The organism is Streptomyces sp. NPDC056486, from assembly GCF_042795295.1.
Taxonomy (GTDB): domain Bacteria; phylum Actinomycetota; class Actinomycetes; order Streptomycetales; family Streptomycetaceae; genus Streptomyces.
On the sequence record NZ_JBHTSF010000057.1, the window covers coordinates 1 to 16,626 of the forward strand.

General features: G+C 71.5%; 16 protein-coding genes. 10 read left to right on the forward strand and 6 right to left on the reverse strand.

The features are described 5' to 3' along the window. Positions 1–121 precede the first annotated feature (121 nt). From ACFQ7F_RS22685 to ACFQ7F_RS22695, 3 genes are read right to left on the reverse strand one after another with little or no spacing between them, the layout of a single operon-like run. Positions 122–1,021, reverse strand: coding sequence for an aminoglycoside phosphotransferase family protein (locus tag ACFQ7F_RS22685; RefSeq protein ID WP_383273158.1), 900 nt, complete (start codon positions 1,019–1,021; stop codon positions 122–124). 36 nt (positions 1,022–1,057) lie between these two features. Then, positions 1,058–1,525, reverse strand: a complete 468-nt coding sequence (locus ACFQ7F_RS22690) for a ferritin-like domain-containing protein (protein ID WP_383273160.1) — start codon at positions 1,523–1,525, stop codon at positions 1,058–1,060. After that, on the reverse strand, positions 1,522–2,076 hold the full coding sequence (locus tag ACFQ7F_RS22695) for a hypothetical protein (protein ID WP_383273162.1): 555 nt from the start codon (positions 2,074–2,076) through the stop codon (positions 1,522–1,524). Before ACFQ7F_RS22695 ends, ACFQ7F_RS22690 begins: the two co-directional genes overlap by 4 nt. 295 nt (positions 2,077–2,371) lie before the next feature. On the opposite strand from ACFQ7F_RS22695, the gene rimP reads away from it, so the two are divergent. The 9 genes from rimP (at position 2,372) to ACFQ7F_RS22740 (ending at position 14,473) form a co-directional block, all read left to right on the forward strand. Beyond that, a complete protein-coding gene (gene rimP, locus ACFQ7F_RS22700; RefSeq protein ID WP_383273164.1) occupies positions 2,372–2,872 on the forward strand; it encodes a ribosome maturation factor RimP in 501 nt (166 codons plus the stop codon). A 2-nt stretch (positions 2,873–2,874) separates the two neighbouring features. Continuing rightward, positions 2,875–3,873 (forward strand): transcription termination factor NusA, encoded by a 999-nt coding sequence (gene nusA, locus ACFQ7F_RS22705; RefSeq protein ID WP_383273166.1) that lies wholly within the window; start codon positions 2,875–2,877, stop codon positions 3,871–3,873. A gap of 143 nt (positions 3,874–4,016) precedes the next feature. Then, entirely contained in the window at positions 4,017–4,307 is a 291-nt protein-coding gene (locus ACFQ7F_RS22710) for a YlxR family protein (protein WP_383273168.1), read from the forward strand. 145 nt (positions 4,308–4,452) lie between these two features. Further along, the gene (gene infB / locus ACFQ7F_RS22715; RefSeq protein WP_383273170.1) at positions 4,453–7,689 is read left to right on the forward strand and encodes a translation initiation factor IF-2; all 3,237 of its coding nucleotides are present in this window, start codon (positions 4,453–4,455) and stop codon (positions 7,687–7,689) included. 139 nt (positions 7,690–7,828) lie between these two features. Then, complete coding sequence (locus tag ACFQ7F_RS22720) at positions 7,829–8,122, forward strand: DUF503 domain-containing protein (protein ID WP_351165622.1); 294 nt, start codon at positions 7,829–7,831, stop codon at positions 8,120–8,122. A 32-nt stretch (positions 8,123–8,154) separates the two neighbouring features. Continuing rightward, complete coding sequence (gene rbfA / locus ACFQ7F_RS22725; protein WP_383273172.1) at positions 8,155–8,622, forward strand: 30S ribosome-binding factor RbfA; 468 nt, start codon at positions 8,155–8,157, stop codon at positions 8,620–8,622. Further along, positions 8,619–9,536 carry a tRNA pseudouridine(55) synthase TruB gene (truB, locus tag ACFQ7F_RS22730; protein WP_383273174.1) on the forward strand — a complete coding sequence of 306 codons (918 nt, stop codon included), beginning with the start codon at positions 8,619–8,621 and terminating at the stop codon, positions 9,534–9,536. Before rbfA ends, truB begins: the two co-directional genes overlap by 4 nt. A 268-nt stretch (positions 9,537–9,804) precedes the next feature. After that, positions 9,805–13,392 carry a trypsin-like peptidase domain-containing protein gene (locus ACFQ7F_RS22735; protein WP_383273176.1) on the forward strand — a complete coding sequence of 1,196 codons (3,588 nt, stop codon included), beginning with the start codon at positions 9,805–9,807 and terminating at the stop codon, positions 13,390–13,392. Positions 13,393–13,507: 115 nt separating this feature from the next. Next, positions 13,508–14,473 (forward strand): bifunctional riboflavin kinase/FAD synthetase, encoded by a 966-nt coding sequence (locus ACFQ7F_RS22740; RefSeq protein WP_383273178.1) that lies wholly within the window; start codon positions 13,508–13,510, stop codon positions 14,471–14,473. A gap of 68 nt (positions 14,474–14,541) precedes the next feature. Here ACFQ7F_RS22740 and ACFQ7F_RS22745 read toward each other — a convergent pair whose 3' ends face one another. Next, positions 14,542–14,742, reverse strand: a complete 201-nt coding sequence (locus tag ACFQ7F_RS22745; protein WP_383273180.1) for a hypothetical protein — start codon at positions 14,740–14,742, stop codon at positions 14,542–14,544. 194 nt (positions 14,743–14,936) lie between these two features. Here ACFQ7F_RS22745 and ACFQ7F_RS22750 point away from each other — a divergent pair, with 194 nt between their 5' ends. Beyond that, positions 14,937–15,122 carry a hypothetical protein gene (locus ACFQ7F_RS22750; RefSeq protein ID WP_383273230.1) on the forward strand — a complete coding sequence of 62 codons (186 nt, stop codon included), beginning with the start codon at positions 14,937–14,939 and terminating at the stop codon, positions 15,120–15,122. Positions 15,123–15,170: 48 nt separating this feature from the next. Here the strand turns inward: ACFQ7F_RS22750 and ACFQ7F_RS22755 are convergent, their stop codons facing one another. Beyond that, positions 15,171–15,368 carry a hypothetical protein gene (locus ACFQ7F_RS22755; protein WP_383273182.1) on the reverse strand — a complete coding sequence of 66 codons (198 nt, stop codon included), beginning with the start codon at positions 15,366–15,368 and terminating at the stop codon, positions 15,171–15,173. A gap of 175 nt (positions 15,369–15,543) precedes the next feature. Next, positions 15,544–16,578, reverse strand: coding sequence for an ABC transporter ATP-binding protein (locus ACFQ7F_RS22760; RefSeq protein WP_383273184.1), 1,035 nt, complete (start codon positions 16,576–16,578; stop codon positions 15,544–15,546). Positions 16,579–16,626 lie beyond the last annotated feature (48 nt).

The following is a 16,626-nucleotide window of genomic DNA, read 5'->3' on the forward strand; positions in this document are numbered from 1 at the left end:
GGCTGAATCTTTCAGCCGTCCGGCGTTTGAGGACCGGGGTCTGGGGCGGAGCCCCTGCGCGGCGAAGCCGCCAATAGATGCAGCCGGGAAGGGGCGGGGTTGGGGAAAAGAAAGCGCCCCGCTACAGCCACCCCGCGAACTCCAACAACAGCTCCGCATCCTGCTCCCGCCCAACCCGACGGGCCCGTACACCCGACTCCACGGCCCGGAAAAGGGCCCACCCCCGCAACCGCTCCTGATCCACATCCAACGACTCGGCCAACTTCTTCACCCGCCGACGGGTGATCGAGGACCCCGAGGGCGAGGCGATCAGATCCTCGACGCGGTCGCGCACGAGGCGCGCCAGATCGAAGGCGGGCTCCCCGACCACCGGATCGGGCCCCACGGCCAGCCACGGCACCCGATCCCCCTGAAGCACCTTGCTCTGCCGGAAAGTGCCGTGCAGCAACCGCACCTCGGCGTCCCCCGCGAGCAGCTCTTCCCGGGCGGCCAGCGCGGCGTCCACCAGCGGACCGACCTCCCCGTCGGCGGACGCCGACGCCCGCATCGCCTCGGCCTGCCGCCCCGTCCGCTCGGCGACCGTCTCGAAGCGGTGCCCCGACGGCGGCTCCACCCACAGCCGCCGCAGCGTGCCGGCAGCTTCGAGGAGGGCCTTGGCCTCGGGCAGCGAACGCACCGACACATCGCGGTGCAGCCGCTCAAGGAGGAGAGCTCCGTCCGCGGCGGAAGGGTCCAGGAGGCGTACGGCACCGAAGCCGCCCCAGTGCGCGAGCGCGGCCCGCTCGCTCTGCGGCCGCGATCTCGGCGGTACCAGCTTCAGGACCGCGGGCGTGCCGTCGGCGAGGCGCACCAGGATGACGAGACCGCTGCGTCCACCCGGAACGTGGACGCGCTCGATGGTCAACTCGCGTGCAGCCACGGCCTGTTCGGCTGCCTCGGGCAGCTTCTGAAGCCAGTCGTCGCCGTCCTGCGCCGATTCACCGAGTGCGGTGACCAGACGCCGGGGCGGTTCGAGAGCCATACGCGAGTTGTTCCCTTCCTGACTGTTCTGAAGGCCTTACGCCTTGGGTGTCGCCGGTGCGGAGGTGTCCGAGCCGGTGGCCCGCTCGGCGAGACCAGGGAAGGTTACGCTCCCGCCGCGCCACCGCGCCGCACGGACCGCCGCATCCCGCAGCGCCTCGGCGGCGCTCCCGCGCCGGGCGCCGGTGGAGGCGCGTACGAGATCCGAGTAGACCCCCGCGACCCGCTCCTCGAGCTCCGTCGCGAGCCGCACGGCCGCCGCGGAGTCCGGCACCGCGAACGGCAGTGCGTAGGCCGCCGCCGACGGCTCGGGCTCGCCGCTCAGGTCGCGCACGGCACGCTGCAGTTCGTCGCGCCGGGCGCGGTGCGTGTCGTACGCCGTGCGCGCCTCGGCCCTGCGGCTCTCGCCGATCCTGCCGCCGACGACCCCGAAGCCGTACACGGCCGCGTGTTCGGCACCCAGGGCGGCCTGCACCGCCTTCAACTCGTCCTTGGAATCGCTCACTTGTCGCCCTCCGTCAGCAGATACGCGTGCGCGGCGCCCGCGGCCGCCACCGACGCGAGCAGCCTGGCAAGCTCCGCCGGTGCGTCGAGCAGCGCGCTCCCGCGCCGCTTCGCGAGATCACGCTCGGCCTCGGCGAGCTCGCGCACGGCGTCCTTCTCGTCCTTGGGGACGGAGGGCTTCGGCGCGGGCGACGCGGATGTGGCGGGGGAGCCGGACGGAGCCGGGGGAGCCGAGGAAGACGACGGGGGAGTGGATCCCTCGGCGAAGGCCTTCTCGTGCCGCTTCACCTCCGCCCGCAGCGGATCGAGCCGTCCGGCGAGCGCGGGATGCGCGGCAAGGACGGCGTCGTACCGCCCGAGCAGCTCACCGCTGTCCCGGGCGGCATGCGCGCGCAGCCGCGCGGCGGCGGAAGGGCGCTCGTCCGCGTCCGTGGAGTCGGAGCCCGAGCAGCCCGAGAGCAGCACGGTCCCCGCCGCTGCGGCGGCCCCGGTCAGCAGACTCCTGCGGCGCGGCCCCGAGCGGGCGTGCGAGGGGGTGGGATACGACGGCACAGCAGACGTCCTCGGCAGGAAGGCCAGAAAGGCAGGCAGTCAGAAAAGGCAGGCGGTCAGTCAGAAATAGGCAGGCAGGCAGAAGGCGGGCGGGCGAAGCCGGGCGGGAGCCCGGTGATCACCGTACCTTCGCGCGGCCCTCGTACTCGTGAGCGGCTCGAAGCCGGGCGTGCGGCGGCCGGACGGCGCTGGACGGCGGCCGGGCAGCGGGCGGCAACACCCCTCCGGACCGGATACCCTTTGACCTGACACACGACGATCCCACAACAGCACACGCGGCCGAGGAGTCACCCGGATGAGCACCACCCAGAGCGAGAGGCTGCGAGAACTGCTGGAACCGCTCGTCAGCTCGAAGGAACTGGATCTCGAAGAGATCGAAGTGGCCTCGGTCGGACGCAAGCGGGTGCTGCGAGTGGTGATCGATTCCGACGACGGCGTGGACCTGGATCAGATCGCCGAGATCAGCCGCGAAGTCTCCGAGAAGCTCGACGAGAGCGACGCGATGGGCGACGGGGAGTACACCCTCGAAGTCGGCTCCCCGGGCGCCGAGCGCCCGCTGACGGAGCACCGCCACTACCTGCGGGCCATCGGCCGCCTGGTGAAGTTCCAGCTGACCGAGGGCGGCGACGAGTTGATCGCCCGCATCCTCGAGGTGGACGACGAAGGCGTGGATCTTGAAGTACCGGGCGTGAAGGGGCGCAAGCCCACCGCCCGCAGGCTCACCTTCGACGCGATCGCCAAGGCGCGCGTCGAGGTCGAGTTCAGCCGCAAGGACAAGAAGGAAGAGGAGGCGTAGCCGTGGACATCGACATGAGTGCCCTGCGGGGTCTGGTCCGCGAGAAGGAGATCTCCTTCGACCTGCTGGTCGAGGCGATCGAGTCCGCTCTCCTCATCGCCTACCACCGCACTGACGGCAGCTTCCGTCGCGCACGGGTGAAGCTGGACCGCGACAGCGGCCACGTCACGGTGTGGGCGACGGAGGACCCGGCGGACCTCGAAGAGGGCCAGGAGGCCAAGGAGTTCGACGACACCCCGTCCGACTTCGGCCGCATCGCCGCGACGACCGCCAAGCAGGTCATCCTGCAGCGTCTGCGCGACGCCCAGGACGACGCGACCCTCGGCGAGTACGCGGGCCGTGAGGGCGACATCGTCACGGGCGTCGTCCAGCAGGGCCGCGACCCGAAGAACGTGCTCGTCGACATCGGCAAGCTCGAGGCCATCCTGCCGGTGCAGGAGCAGGTGCCCGGCGAGGAGTACACCCACGGCCTGCGCCTTCGTTCGTACGTCGTCCGGGTGGCGAAGGGCGTCCGTGGCCCCTCGGTCACGCTCTCCCGTACGCACCCGAACCTCGTCAAGAAGCTCTTCGCGCTCGAGGTGCCGGAGATCGCCGACGGCTCTGTCGAGATCTCGGCCATCGCCCGCGAAGCCGGTCACCGGACCAAGATCGCGGTGCGTTCGACCCGCTCCGGCCTCAACGCCAAGGGTGCCTGCATCGGCCCGATGGGCCAGCGTGTGCGCAACGTCATGGCCGAGCTCAACGGCGAGAAGATCGACATCGTCGACTGGTCGGACGACCCCGGCGAGATGGTCGCCCACGCGCTCTCCCCGGCACGGGTCAGCAAGGTGGAGATCGTCGACATGGCGGCCCGTTCCGCCCGGGTGACGGTGCCCGACTACCAGCTGTCCCTCGCGATCGGCAAGGAGGGCCAGAACGCCCGCCTCGCCGCGCGGCTCACGGGCTGGCGCATCGACATCCGTCCGGACACCGAGCAGCCGCAGGACTCCCCGGAGTCCTGATCGGCGCCGATCCGTGCTGATCGGGTGCTGGATCGGGGGCTGACCAAGCTCTGATCAAGCCCTGATCGAGCCCTGATCAAGACAACAACCGTTCGATTTTTGCCCCAAAGGGGTGAGGTCGGTGCGGGGAGGTAGACTTAATCGTGTCTGGCCGGACGCAAGCCCGCGCATGCCCTGAACGCACCTGTGTGGGGTGCCGGGAGCGAGCGGCCAAAAGCGATCTGCTGCGCATCGTGGCGAAAGAGGGCGTCTGCGCCCCCGATCCAAGCGGTACGCTGCCCGGCCGGGGTGCGTATATCCACCCCGTCCCGGTCTGTCTCGACCTGGCGGTCCGACGTAGAGCGTTCCCGAGGGCCTTCCGGGCCCCGGGCCCGTTCGACACGGTGGACTTGCGCCGAGTCGTCGAGACAGTTGCCCAGCAGGCAACACCGTAAGGAAGGTCGCGCGGAACCCCGCGCGGCCCTGGTATTCCGCGAGTTGGAAGTAGGTCGAGATTGCGATGAGCACTCGATGAGCACGCGATGAGTACGCCCATGAAGTAGCGACGGTCCGGCGTAACCCGGACCTAAAAGGAGCGAAGTGGCTAAGGTCCGGGTATACGAGCTCGCCAAGGAGTTCGGCGTAGAGAGCAAGGTCGTCATGGCCAAGCTCCAAGAACTCGGTGAATTCGTACGTTCGGCGTCCTCGACGATCGAGGCGCCCGTTGTACGCAAATTGACTGACGCATTGAACACAGGTGGTGGCAACGGCAAGGCCGCCGCCAAGCCCGGGGCGCCGCGCAAGCAGGCCGCCCCCAAGCCGCCGGCCCCCTCGGGCTCGGCGTCCGCATCTCCCGCGCAGGCCGCCCGTCCGGGTCCGGCCGCGCCCAAGCCGCCGGCGGCCACTCCCGCCGCCGCGGCCGACAAGCCCGCGGCCTCTCCGGCCGCTCCCGGCCCGCGCCCGGGTCCGAAGCCGCCGACGCCCAAGCCGGCGCCCGCAGCTCCGGCCGCCCCGGCCGCCCCGGCAGCTCCGGCTGCCCCGGCCGAGCCCGCAGCGCCCGCCGCACCGGCCAGCCCGGCTCCGGCCGCCCCGGAGTTCACCGCTCCGCCGGCCGCTCCGGCTGCACCGGCCGCCTCCTCGGCGCCGGCAGGCCCCCGTCCGGGCGCTCGCCCGGGTGCCCCCAAGCCCGCGGGCCGTCCGGCCCCCGGTCAGGGTGGTCAGGGTCAGGGCGGTCGTAGCGACCGCGGCGACCGTCAGGGTGGCGCACGCCCCGGCTCCGGTGCTGCCGGCGGCCAGGGTGGCGCTCCGCGCCCCGGTGGCCGTCCGACCGGACCGCGTCCGGGCAACAACCCCTTCACCTCTGGTGGCTCCACCGGCATGGCGCGCCCGCAGGCGCCCCGTCAGGGTGGCGCACGTCCCGGTCCTGGTGGACCTGGCGGCCAGGGTGGCACCGGCGGTCCCGGCGGCGCCCCGCGTCCGCAGGGCCAGGGCGGCGGCCAGGGTGCTCCTCGTCCGCAGGGTCAGGGCGGCGCTCGCCCCAGCCCCGGCGGCATGCCTCGTCCGCAGGGGGGCGCTCCGCGTCCCGGCGGCGGTGCTCCCGGCGCAGGCGGTAACCGTCCGAACCCGGGCATGATGCCGCAGCGTCCCGCTGCAGGCAGCCCGCGTCCCGGCGGTGGCCCCGGCGGTGGCCGTGGTCCCGGTGGCGGCGGTCGTCCCGGCGGTGCCGGTGGCGGCGGTCGTCCGGGTGGCGGCGGCTTCGCAGGCCGTCCCGCTGGTCCCGGTGGCGGCGGCGGCTTCGCCGGTCGTCCCGGTGGTCCCGGTGGCGGTGGCGGCGGCTTCGCCGGTCGTCCCGGTGGCGGTGGCCGTCCCGGCTTCGCCGGTCGTCCCGGTGGTCCCAACGCCCGTGGTGGCACGCAGGGCGCCTTCGGTCGCCCCGGCGGTCCCGCGCGTCGTGGTCGCAAGTCGAAGCGGCAGAGGCGCCAGGAGTACGAGTCGATGCAGGCTCCGTCGGTCGGCGGCGTCATGCTGCCGAGGGGCAACGGCCAGGCTGTCCGCCTGTCCCGTGGTGCCTCGCTGACCGACTTCGCCGAGAAGATCAACGCCAACCCGGCGTCGCTCGTCGGCGTGATGATGAACCTCGGCGAGATGGTCACTGCCACGCAGTCCGTCCCGGACGAGACGCTGAAGCTCCTCGCGGACGAGATGAACTTCGTCCTCGAGATCGTCAGCCCGGAGGAGGAGGACCGCGAGCTCCTCGAGTCCTTCGACATCGAGTTCGGTGAGGACGAGGGCGGCGAGGAAGCACTCGTCGCGCGTCCGCCGGTCGTGACCGTCATGGGTCACGTCGACCACGGTAAGACCCGACTTCTGGACGCGATCCGCAAGACGAACGTCATTGCGGGCGAGGCCGGCGGTATTACGCAGCACATCGGTGCGTACCAGGTCGGTGCCGAGGTCAACGGCGAGGACCGCCGCATCACCTTCATCGACACCCCCGGTCACGAGGCGTTCACCGCCATGCGTGCCCGTGGTGCGAAGTCCACCGACATCGCGATCCTCGTGGTCGCGGCCAACGACGGTGTGATGCCGCAGACGATCGAGGCGCTGAACCACGCCAAGGCGGCCGACGTGCCGATCGTGGTCGCGGTCAACAAGATCGACGTCGAAGGTGCCGACCCGACCAAGGTGCGCGGTCAGCTCACCGAGTTCGGTCTGGTGGCGGAGGAGTACGGCGGCGAGACGATGTTCGTCGACATCTCCGCCAAGCAGGGCGAGAACATCGAGGCCCTCCTGGAGGCCGTGGTCCTGACCGCGGACGCCTCGCTCGACCTGCGGGCCAACCCTGAGCAGGACGCGCAGGGTATTGCGATCGAGTCCCACCTGGACAAGGGCCGCGGCGCCGTCGCGACCGTCCTGGTCCAGCGCGGTACCCTCCGCGTCGGTGACACGATGGTGGTCGGCGACGCGTACGGCCGAGTCCGCGCGATGCTCGACGACAAGGGCGAGAACGTGGAAGAGGCGGGTCCTGCGACTCCGGTCCTCGTCCTCGGTCTCACCAACGTCCCGGGTGCCGGCGACAACTTCCTGGTCGTCGACGAGGACCGTACGGCCCGTCAGATCGCCGAGAAGCGTGCCGCCCGTGAGCGCAACGTCCGCTTCGCCCGCAAGGGTGTTCGGTTCTCCCTGGAGAACCTGGACGAGGCCCTCAAGGCCGGTCTTGTGCAGGACCTCAACATCATCATCAAGGGCGACGCGTCCGGTTCGGTGGAGGCTCTCGAGTCCTCGCTGCTCCAGCTCGACGTCGGCGAAGAGGTCGACATCCGCGTCCTGCACCGCGGTGTGGGTGCGGTCACCGAGTCGGACATCGACCTGGCGACCGGCTCCGACGCGATCGTGATCGGCTTCAACGTCCGTGCGGCCGGTCGTGCCGCACAGATGGCCGAGCGCGAAGGTGTGGACGTCCGGTACTACTCGGTCATCTACCAGGCGATCGAAGAGATCGAAGCAGCCCTCAAGGGCATGCTCAAGCCGGAGTACGAAGAGGTCGAGCTCGGCACGGCGGAGATCCGCGAGGTCTTCCGCTCGTCCAAGCTGGGCAACATCGCCGGTGTTCTTGTCCGCTCCGGCGAGGTCAAGCGCAACACCAAGGCGCGCCTCATCCGCGACGGCAAGGTCATCGCGGAGAGCCTCAACATCTCCGGTCTGCGCCGCTTCAAGGACGACGTCACGGAGCTCCGCGAAGGGTTCGAGGGCGGTATCAACCTCGGCAACTTCAACGACATCAAGATCGACGACGTCATCGCGACGTACGAGATGCGCGAGAAGCCTCGCGGCTGATCAACGCAGCTCGAGTCGGGGCCGGTCGAGGGGAGGTAAATCCCGTCGATCGGCCCCGGCCGTTCCGTGTACGGTTCTTGTGTCCCTGCCAAGTGGTTGGCGGGGCACGACCCCGAACCGGCGGGACATCCGGACACACATGTATGTGGGGACTCTGTCCTTCGATCTGCTCCTCGGCGACATTCACTCGCTGAAGGAGAAACGCTCCGTCGTCCGCCCGATAGTCGCCGAACTCATCCGCAAGTACGGGGTGAGCGCGGCGGAGACCGGGAACCAGGACCTCCATCGCAGGGCCGAGATCGGCCTGGCGCTGGTCTCCGGGGAGACGGGGCACCTCACCGACGTACTGGACCGGTGCGAGCGCATGGTCGCCGCCCGTCCCGAGGTGGAGCTGCTCTCCGTTCGACGCAGGCTCCACGGCGACGAAGACTGATTGCACAGCAAGGCGAAGAAGGAGACGGAGCAGTGGCCGACAACGCGCGGGCGAAAAGGCTGGCGGACCTCATCCGAGAGGTGGTTGCCAAGAAGCTGCAGCGCGGGATCAAGGACCCGCGGCTCGGTACGCATGTGACCATCACGGACACCCGGGTCACGGGTGATCTGCGGGAGGCGACCGTCTTCTACACGGTCTACGGGGACGACGAGGACCGCGCGGCGGCCGCCGCCGGTCTGGAGAGCGCCAAGGGCGTCCTCCGTTCGGCGGTCGGTGCGGCCGCGGGTGTGAAGTTCACCCCGAGCCTCACCTTCGTGGCGGACGCGCTGCCGGACAACGCCAAGGCCATCGAGGACCTCCTCGACAGGGCCAGGCTCTCGGACGAGAAGGTGCGCGAGGTGTCCGCGGGCGCCGAGTTCGCCGGCGGGGCCGACCCGTACCGCAAGCCTGAGGACGAGGACGACTCCGACGAGGAAACGGACGGCGACGCCCGCGCATGAGCAACACCGGCAACAAGACGCCGGACGGACTTGTCATCGTCGACAAGCCGTCCGGCTTCACTTCGCATGACGTGGTCGCCAAGATGCGCGGGATCGCCAAGACCCGCCGCGTGGGCCACGCGGGAACCCTCGACCCCATGGCGACGGGTGTTCTCGTCCTCGGGGTCGAGCGGGCGACCAAACTCCTCGGCCATCTCGCGCTGACGGAGAAGGAGTACCTCGGCACGATCCGGCTCGGCCAGAACACGGTCACGGACGACGCCGAAGGAGAGTTCATCGCGTCGGCTGGTCTCTCGGGGGCCCCGGGGATCAAGCGGGACGCCATCGACGCGGGCATCGCCAAGCTCTCCGGCGACATCATGCAGGTGCCGTCGAAGGTCAGCGCCATCAAGATCGACGGCAAGCGGTCGTACGCGCGGGCGCGCGAGGGCGAGGACTTCGAGATCCCCGCCCGGCCGGTGAAGATCTCCGCCTTCACGGTGTACGACGTCAGGGACGCCGTCGCCGATGACGGCACCCCCGTACTCGACCTGGTCGTGTCGGTGGTCTGCTCGTCGGGGACGTACATCCGCGCCCTCGCCCGAGACCTCGGCGCGGACCTCGGGGTCGGCGGCCACCTGACGGCGCTGCGGCGCACCCGCGTCGGGCCGTACAAGCTGGACACGGCGAAGACCATCGACCAGCTCCAGGAGGAGCTGACGGTGATGCCGGTGGCGGACGCCGCGGCTGCCGCTTTCCCGCGCTGGGACGTGGACGAGAAGCGGGCGGGGCTGCTGCTCAACGGCGTACGGATCGAGATGCCGGGGGAGTACGCCGGGGTCGGTCCCGTCGCGGTCTTCGACCCGCAGGGACGGTTCCTGGTCCTGGCCGAGGAGCTGAAGGGCAAGGCCAAGAGCCTGGCCGTCTTCGCCTGAGCCGTGCCTTGTGCGTGCCTCGTGCGTCTGCGGGGTCTCAGCTGTGGAGCGGCGGCGGCTGTGCGCGTGACCGCGCGCCGCTCCACGGCTGACCCCCGAACCCCCCACCTCAAGATGTATCCACCGCGCCCTGCCGATTCACCCCTTCGGGCAGGCGCTTGGAGTGAAAAGAGGGAGCGGAAGGGGGCGCGTTCGCGACGCGTTCTGTCCCGCTGATCACCGCCGACCTACCGTCAGGAGTACGGGGCGCGTCGCGGGAGGTTCGGGCATGGCGGGACAGGGTGGCCCGACGGCGCTCGACGGTGCCCTGGTGCGGATCTGCGATCTGGCCGGGCGCCCACGGGGGATGGGATTCGCCGCCGACGACCTCGGCACGGTGATCACCAGCCATGAAGCGGTCGACGGCCTCGCGCGAGTCGTGCTGCACGCGGCGGGGGAGCGCGTCTGTGTGGTCACCGCCGATTCCGTGACGGCTCTCCCCGAGGCCGACCTGGCCCTCGTGCGCACGGAGGGGCTCGGCCTGCGGCCGCTGCCTGTCACGGTCCGCGAGAGCGTCCCCGTCGGGAGCTACGTACACCTCGTCGCACGCGGCCGGCGTCAGGCGCGGGTCCTGGGCCCGGCACCGGTGACGTACACGGCGACGGACCGCTTCCATCTCATCGACACCGCCATGGAGCTGGCGATCGGCACGGACGGCGCGGACGCGCTGCGGCTCGGCGGCGGGGCGGCGGGCGGCCCGGTCGTGGACGTCTCGTCCGGAGCCGTGCTCGCCGTCCTGGGGACCGCGCTGCACGGCGAGCACAGTGCGGCGGGGTTCGCCGTGCAGCTACGGGAGGCGGCCGCCGCCGATCCGGGCGGGCCGCTCGCCGAGCTCCTGGCGCACAACGCGGCGACCGTTCCCGCGTACGGCTGCGATCTGAACCTGGCGGGCGCGCTGCACCTGGCGGCGACGTCGGTGGGCTCCGACGGACCGCGCCCCGCGCTCCTCGAACCGGTCGAACGCCCGGATACGACACGGCAGTTGGCCCTGTTCATGGCCGGGCCCACGCACGTGCTCGGCCTGGTCGGCGCCCCCGGCACCGGCCGTACGACGGAACTCACCGCCCTCGCCGCAGGCCGCGCGCGAGGCGCCGAACCGGCTCCCACCCTGTGGCTGCGCGGCGCCGACCTCCAGGGCACCGACACGGGCGTGGGCGACGCGGTGGAGCGGGCGCTCGAGCGGGCGGGACGGATCCTGGAGGCCTCGGCTTCGGCTCCGGGGGAGTCGCTCGCCGGTGCGGACGACGGGCTCGGGGACATCTCCGCGGGGCGGGTCGCGCGGCTCGTGCGGGACGAGGGGCGGGCGCTGCTGCTGTTGCTCGACGGGCCCGAGGAGATGCCGCCGGTCCTGGCTCATCGCCTCGCGCAGTGGAGCAGGGGGACGGCTCAGTGGCTGCGGGAGACGGGCACGCGGCTCGTGGTGGCCTGCCGGGCGGAGTACTGGGAGGAGGCCGGGGCGCACTTTCCCGCGTCGCTCTCGGCGGGGTGTGCGCAACTGGGTGATCTGCCCGAGCGGCAGGCGCGGATCGCCAGGGCGCGGTACGGCATCCCGGACGGCGCCCTCGCCGAGGCCGATGCGCGCCACCCCCTCGCCCTGCGGCTGCTCGCCGAGGTGCGGGCGGCCTTGCCGGAGGAGCCGCCGCCGGGACGCCCGGACCGCGAGGAGATCTTCGAGGCCTACGTGGACGTGCTGTGCCTGCGCGTCGCGGTGCGGCTCGCGGCGGCGAACGGGCTCCGGGGCACGGCTGTGCGGCGCCTTGCGGCAAAAGTGTCCGGGCAGGTGCATGAAGCTGCGCGGCGGTCCCTGGGGCCGGGGCAGGGGGAGCTCGACCGGGCGTCGTTCGAAGCGGTGTTCCCGTGGGGGACGGGGTGGGCATCCGCGGTCCTCACGGAGGGGCTGCTCGTCCCTGCCGGGGACGGGTACCGCTTCGCGCACGAGGAGCTCGCGGACTGGATCCAGGGGACGCATCTGGACGTGGACGGGGCGCTGTGGTCGCTGGTGTACCGGCACGGGGCGGCGGCGCCGGAGACGGGGGAGTCATTGCCGGTGCCCCGGCATCGGATCGGCCCCGTGATCCAGGCCCTGCTGTTCCTGGGCCGCCAGCGGGGAGCTGCTGAACTCGGAGCCCGACTGCGGAACTTGGCGAAGTTCGGGGCGGCTTGCTCGTCGCCTGATGAACCGGCTCCCGGCACCGTGGGCACAGTGGCGGGGACAGCGCCGGACTGCGATGCCGCTCCCGTTGCGGGCAGGCGCTCCGCACGGCGAGTGGGGCCTCCCCTGTTTGAGCGGGGCCGAGAGCCTGTGGGTTGTACGGGGGACGTCGGCGACGTGCCCGCAGTGCCGGGTGCCGTTCCGACGAGGGACGCGGTCAGCGCGCCCGCACCGCCAGGTGCCGACGTACAAGGGGATGCCCAGTGGTGGGCCACCCACCTGCTGAGGGAGACCCTCTCGCGGGTGCCCGACGCGCGGCCCTATCGAGCCGTACTCGAAGCACTCGCCCAGCAGGGCAGGCACCCCGCCAGGTTCTGGCTCGCCCTGTCCCTCCCCGAGAGCGACCGGTTCGACCTCCTGCGGGACGTCGTGATCCACGACGCCCCGCCCGACACCCCGCAGGGCCGCTGCCTGGACGCGGTCGCCGAGCTCCTGGCCACCGCCCCCGCCGCGGTGCAACCGCACCTCACCCGATGGTTCACCGACGAGCGCCCCCTCGAAGCCACCCCGCACGCCACCGTCGCGTCGGCCGCCCAGGCACTCCTCCACACCCACCGCCACCGCGCCATCGACGACCTCATCGAGGTCCTGGTCGACTGCGCACACCCCCGCGCCGACGAACTGCTCGCCGCGCTCGCGGAGGAGGAGTCATCGGCCATCTGCCGAGCCGTGGACCGCTGGATCCACGACGAGCGGCCCGCACGCCATGTCGCCGCCGTCGCCTACGGCCTGCGCGCCGCCCCGCACGCCGGCACGGACGCCGACCGCGTACTCCTGCGGAACGCGGCCTTCTCCCTGCTCGCCCGCACCGCCGACGACACCCTGCACGGCGCCGCCCTCGCCTTCCTCGTACGCGACCCGCAGACCCGCGCACGCCACCTCCCGCCCGCCCTGAAACGCTTCACCGCCGGAGACCCGCAGCTGCCCGCGAGCGCGCTGGTCGCCGCCCTGGACACCCACCCGGAGCAGGTGTTCGGCGCATTCCGGACCCGGCTGTACGGCCCCGGCCCCGCGCCGGGGGACGTACTGCGCGACCTGGCCGACGTGACGGCGCCCGTACTCGCCCGGCGGGTGGCCGATCTCGTACGTGACGTGCTTGAGCTGCGCCCCGACCTGGCGGGGCACGTGGCCGCCTACCTCGATCTGCGGTTCGAGCAGGGATCCGGTGTCCGCGCCGTCCTCTTCCCGCTGGTCACGGGCCTTTTGCGGCACCGCCCCGCTCCGGTGCGCGCCGCGCTCGCCGCACCCGTCGCCGCCCAGGGCACCGAGGCCTCGCGCGCCCTGCGCACGGAGCTCCTGGACGTGCTGCTCGCCCACGAGCGGGAGCCCGAAGTCCTGGACGCCGTGCTCTGCGCCGTGGTGGTCGGCGACGACAAGGAACGGGTCCGCGATCTTGTGCACCGCATCGGCGTGCTGCTCGTCCGCACCCCGGAAGGCGCGACCTGCTTCGACCGGCGCCTGGTGGAGCTGGCCCGTTCCGTGCAGGGCTTCTCCGTCCTGGTCACCAGGTGGATCAGCGCGGCCCCGCAGGAGTGGTCAGCCCTCGTCGGTCCGAGCGCCCGCCGCATGATGGAGAACCTCGCCGGAGTACGCGTACCGGCGTGACCCCCGCCACCCCCTCCGATGCGAGCCGGATCGCGCGGGCATGGCAGTCTTAGACCTGCGCAATCGGCAATGGGACGTACCCAGACGTACACAGGTTCGGCGAGGAGCAAAGACAGTGCAGCGCTGGCGTGGCTTGGAGGACATCCCCCAGGACTGGGGGCGCAGCGTCGTCACCATCGGTTCCTACGACGGCGTACACCGCGGGCACCAGCTGATCATCGGCCGCGCGGTGGCACGCGCCCGTGATCTCGGTGTTCCCGCCGTGGTCGTCACCTTCGACCCGCACCCCTCCGAGGTCGTGCGCCCCGGCAGCCACCCGCCGCTGCTCGCCCCGCACCACCGGCGCGCCGAGCTCATGGCGGATCTCGGCGTGGACGCGCTCCTGATCCTGCCGTTCACCACGGAATTCTCGAAGCTGTCGCCCGCCGACTTCGTCGTCAAGGTCCTGGTCGACAAGCTGCACGCGCGCCTGGTCGTCGAGGGCCCCAACTTCCGCTTCGGCCACAAGGCCGCGGGCAACGTCGCCTTCCTGACCGAGCTCGGCGCGACATACGACTACGAAGTCGACGTCATCGACCTGTTCGTGAGCGGCGAGGCCGGGGGCGGCGAGCCCTTCTCCTCCACCCTCACCCGGCGCCTGGTCGCCGAGGGCGACGTGCAGGGCGCGGCGGAGATCCTCGGCCGCCCGCACCGCGTCGAGGGGGTTGTCGTACGAGGTGCGCAGCGCGGGCGTGAACTGGGCTTCCCCACCGCCAACGTGGAGACACTGCCGCACACCGCCATCCCCGCCGACGGCGTCTACGCCGGATGGCTGCACGCCCAGGGCGAGGCGATGCCCGCGGCGATCTCCGTCGGGACGAACCCGCAGTTCGACGGGACGGAGCGGACGGTCGAGGCGTACGCGATCGACCGCGTCGGGCTCGACCTGTACGGCCTGCACGTCGCCGTCGACTTCCTCGCCTTCGTGCGAGGCCAGGCGAAGTTCGACTCGATCGACTCGCTGCTCGACGCCATCGCGGACGACGTGAAGCGGTCGCGCGAACTGATCGAAGCCGCTTCCGGCGAGGACGCCCCGAAGTAGAGGGCCGGAAGTAGAGGGCCGGAAGCGGGCGCATCGCCCCGGCCCTCCGCGCCGACCGGCGCCCCCGCCTATCGGAGCTGGGGCAGGTTGATGTTGTTGAGCAGCGGGCCTTCGACGGTGACTCCCTCGGTGATCAGCGACTCGACCGGGGGCAGCGGGCCGGCGTACGGCCCTTCGGGCTGTGCCGCCGAGGCCGGAGCGGCGATCGCGGCGACGGACAGGGCGAGGGCTGCGAGCAGGGTGAAGGCCAGAACGCGGCGATGACGCATGCGATCTCTGCTTTCTTCCGGTGCCTTCCGGCAGTTGGAGAGAGGCCGACGACCCGTTCGTATGATCGTCGGTGACTTCTTGGCCGTGCCGCGGTTACCCACGGCGAGCGGGACGCGATCGGCGGCCCGCAATCGCACGGTCCAAGGAGGCTGCAGTGAACGGCAGTTGGGTTCAGACCACTTCCCGCTGGGCGCTGATCGCGGCGGTGGCGGCAGTGCCGTCCGTGCTGTGCTCCGGCGCGGCACACGCCGACGAGACGAACCACAACTCGCACAACGGGCCCAGCGTTTCGCTGATCAGCACAGGCCAGATCGACGACCCGATGGAGGACGTGCTGGAGCACACCCTCAACTTCGGCGACGGGTACAGGTGGGGCTGACACACCGAGCCGCTCCTGCAAGTACGTGACGACGCAGGTGTGTTCAGGTCACGGGGCGAGGCATGCCGTGCCCGGCACCTCGGAGGGGACGCCGGGGCTTGCCGGATCGACGAGCGAGGTCACGTCACCTGCCGCCTGCGCCAGGCAGTCGACGGTCCCTACGGGGTCCGGGATGGCGCTCGCCGGTGCGGCGAGGGCCCCAAGCAGTGCGAAGGCCCCGAGGATGACGGCGGCGGAACGGCGCATGGAAATCTCCTTCACTTCGGTGGAGTTGCTCACGGTCCGTGACTGAACGGATCCGATCTGTAACTCCCCAGCGCCCGCGCCCGATAGGCCCCGTATCACCCGTACGTGCAAGAGGTAACGATCCGCCACGACATTCCGCTTCGTCCCCGCCATTCGTTCGGGGATGCGACCTCGATCAGACGCCGGACGGGCTGAGACGCGCCGCCGCCCAATGACACGCCACTTGCGTCTCACCCCCGCCGGACAACACCGGCAGATCCTCCGTCCGGCAGCGGTCCGCCACTCCGGCGCTCTCCGCCTCGCCCGAGGCGAGAACCTGGCAGCGCGCGTGGAACCGGCAGCCGCCGGGGATACGGGACGGGTCCGGCGGCTCGCCCGTGAGCACCACCGGGTCGCCCGGAGCCTCCGGCAGAACCGACAACAGCGCCTGGGTGTACGGATGCTGAGGTGACATCAGAACCTCCTCCACCGTGCCCGTCTCGACGATCCGGCCCAAGTACATCACCGCGACACGGTCGGCGATGTTCCAGGCAAGCCCCAGATCGTGCGTCACCACAAGGGCGGACAGGCCCAGTTCTTCGCGGAGCCTGAGCAGCAGGGCGAGGATCTCGCCGCGTACGGACGCGTCGAGCGAGGCCACCGGCTCGTCCGCGACGATCAGTTCGGGCTCCAGGACAAGCGCGCCCGCGATGACGACGCGCTGGCGCTGCCCACCCGACAGCTCGTGCGGATAGCGCAGGAAGAACCGCTCGGGCGGACGCAGACCCGCTCGTGACAGGGCGTCGGCGACCGTCGCCCGCTCGTCACCCCGGTACCCGTGGATGCGCAGGCCCTCCGCCACGGCCTCGTACACCGTGTGACGCGGGTTAAGGGATCCGCTGGGGTCCTGGAGGACCAGCTGGACGCGCTTGCGGTACGCCTTCAAGGCGCGACCCGAGTAGTCGAGCGGCTTGCCGCCGAAGGTCACCTTGCCGGACGTGGGCGACACCAGGCCGAGCAGCGAACGGGCCAGGGTCGTCTTGCCGCAGCCCGACTCGCCGACCAGGGCCACGATCTCGCCCGGCTTGATGTCGAGGTCGACGCCGTCCACGGCCCGCGCGGGCGGCGCGCCACGGCGGCCGGGGAACGTGATGTGCAGGTCGCCCGCCGAAAGGAGCGGGCCGGCCGAAAGCGGGGGATCAGCCGACAGCAGGGAATCATCGGTGGTCATGCGTCGCTGCTCCTCGGTGCGTGATCTGTCGGGGCTCGCGGGGCTGTC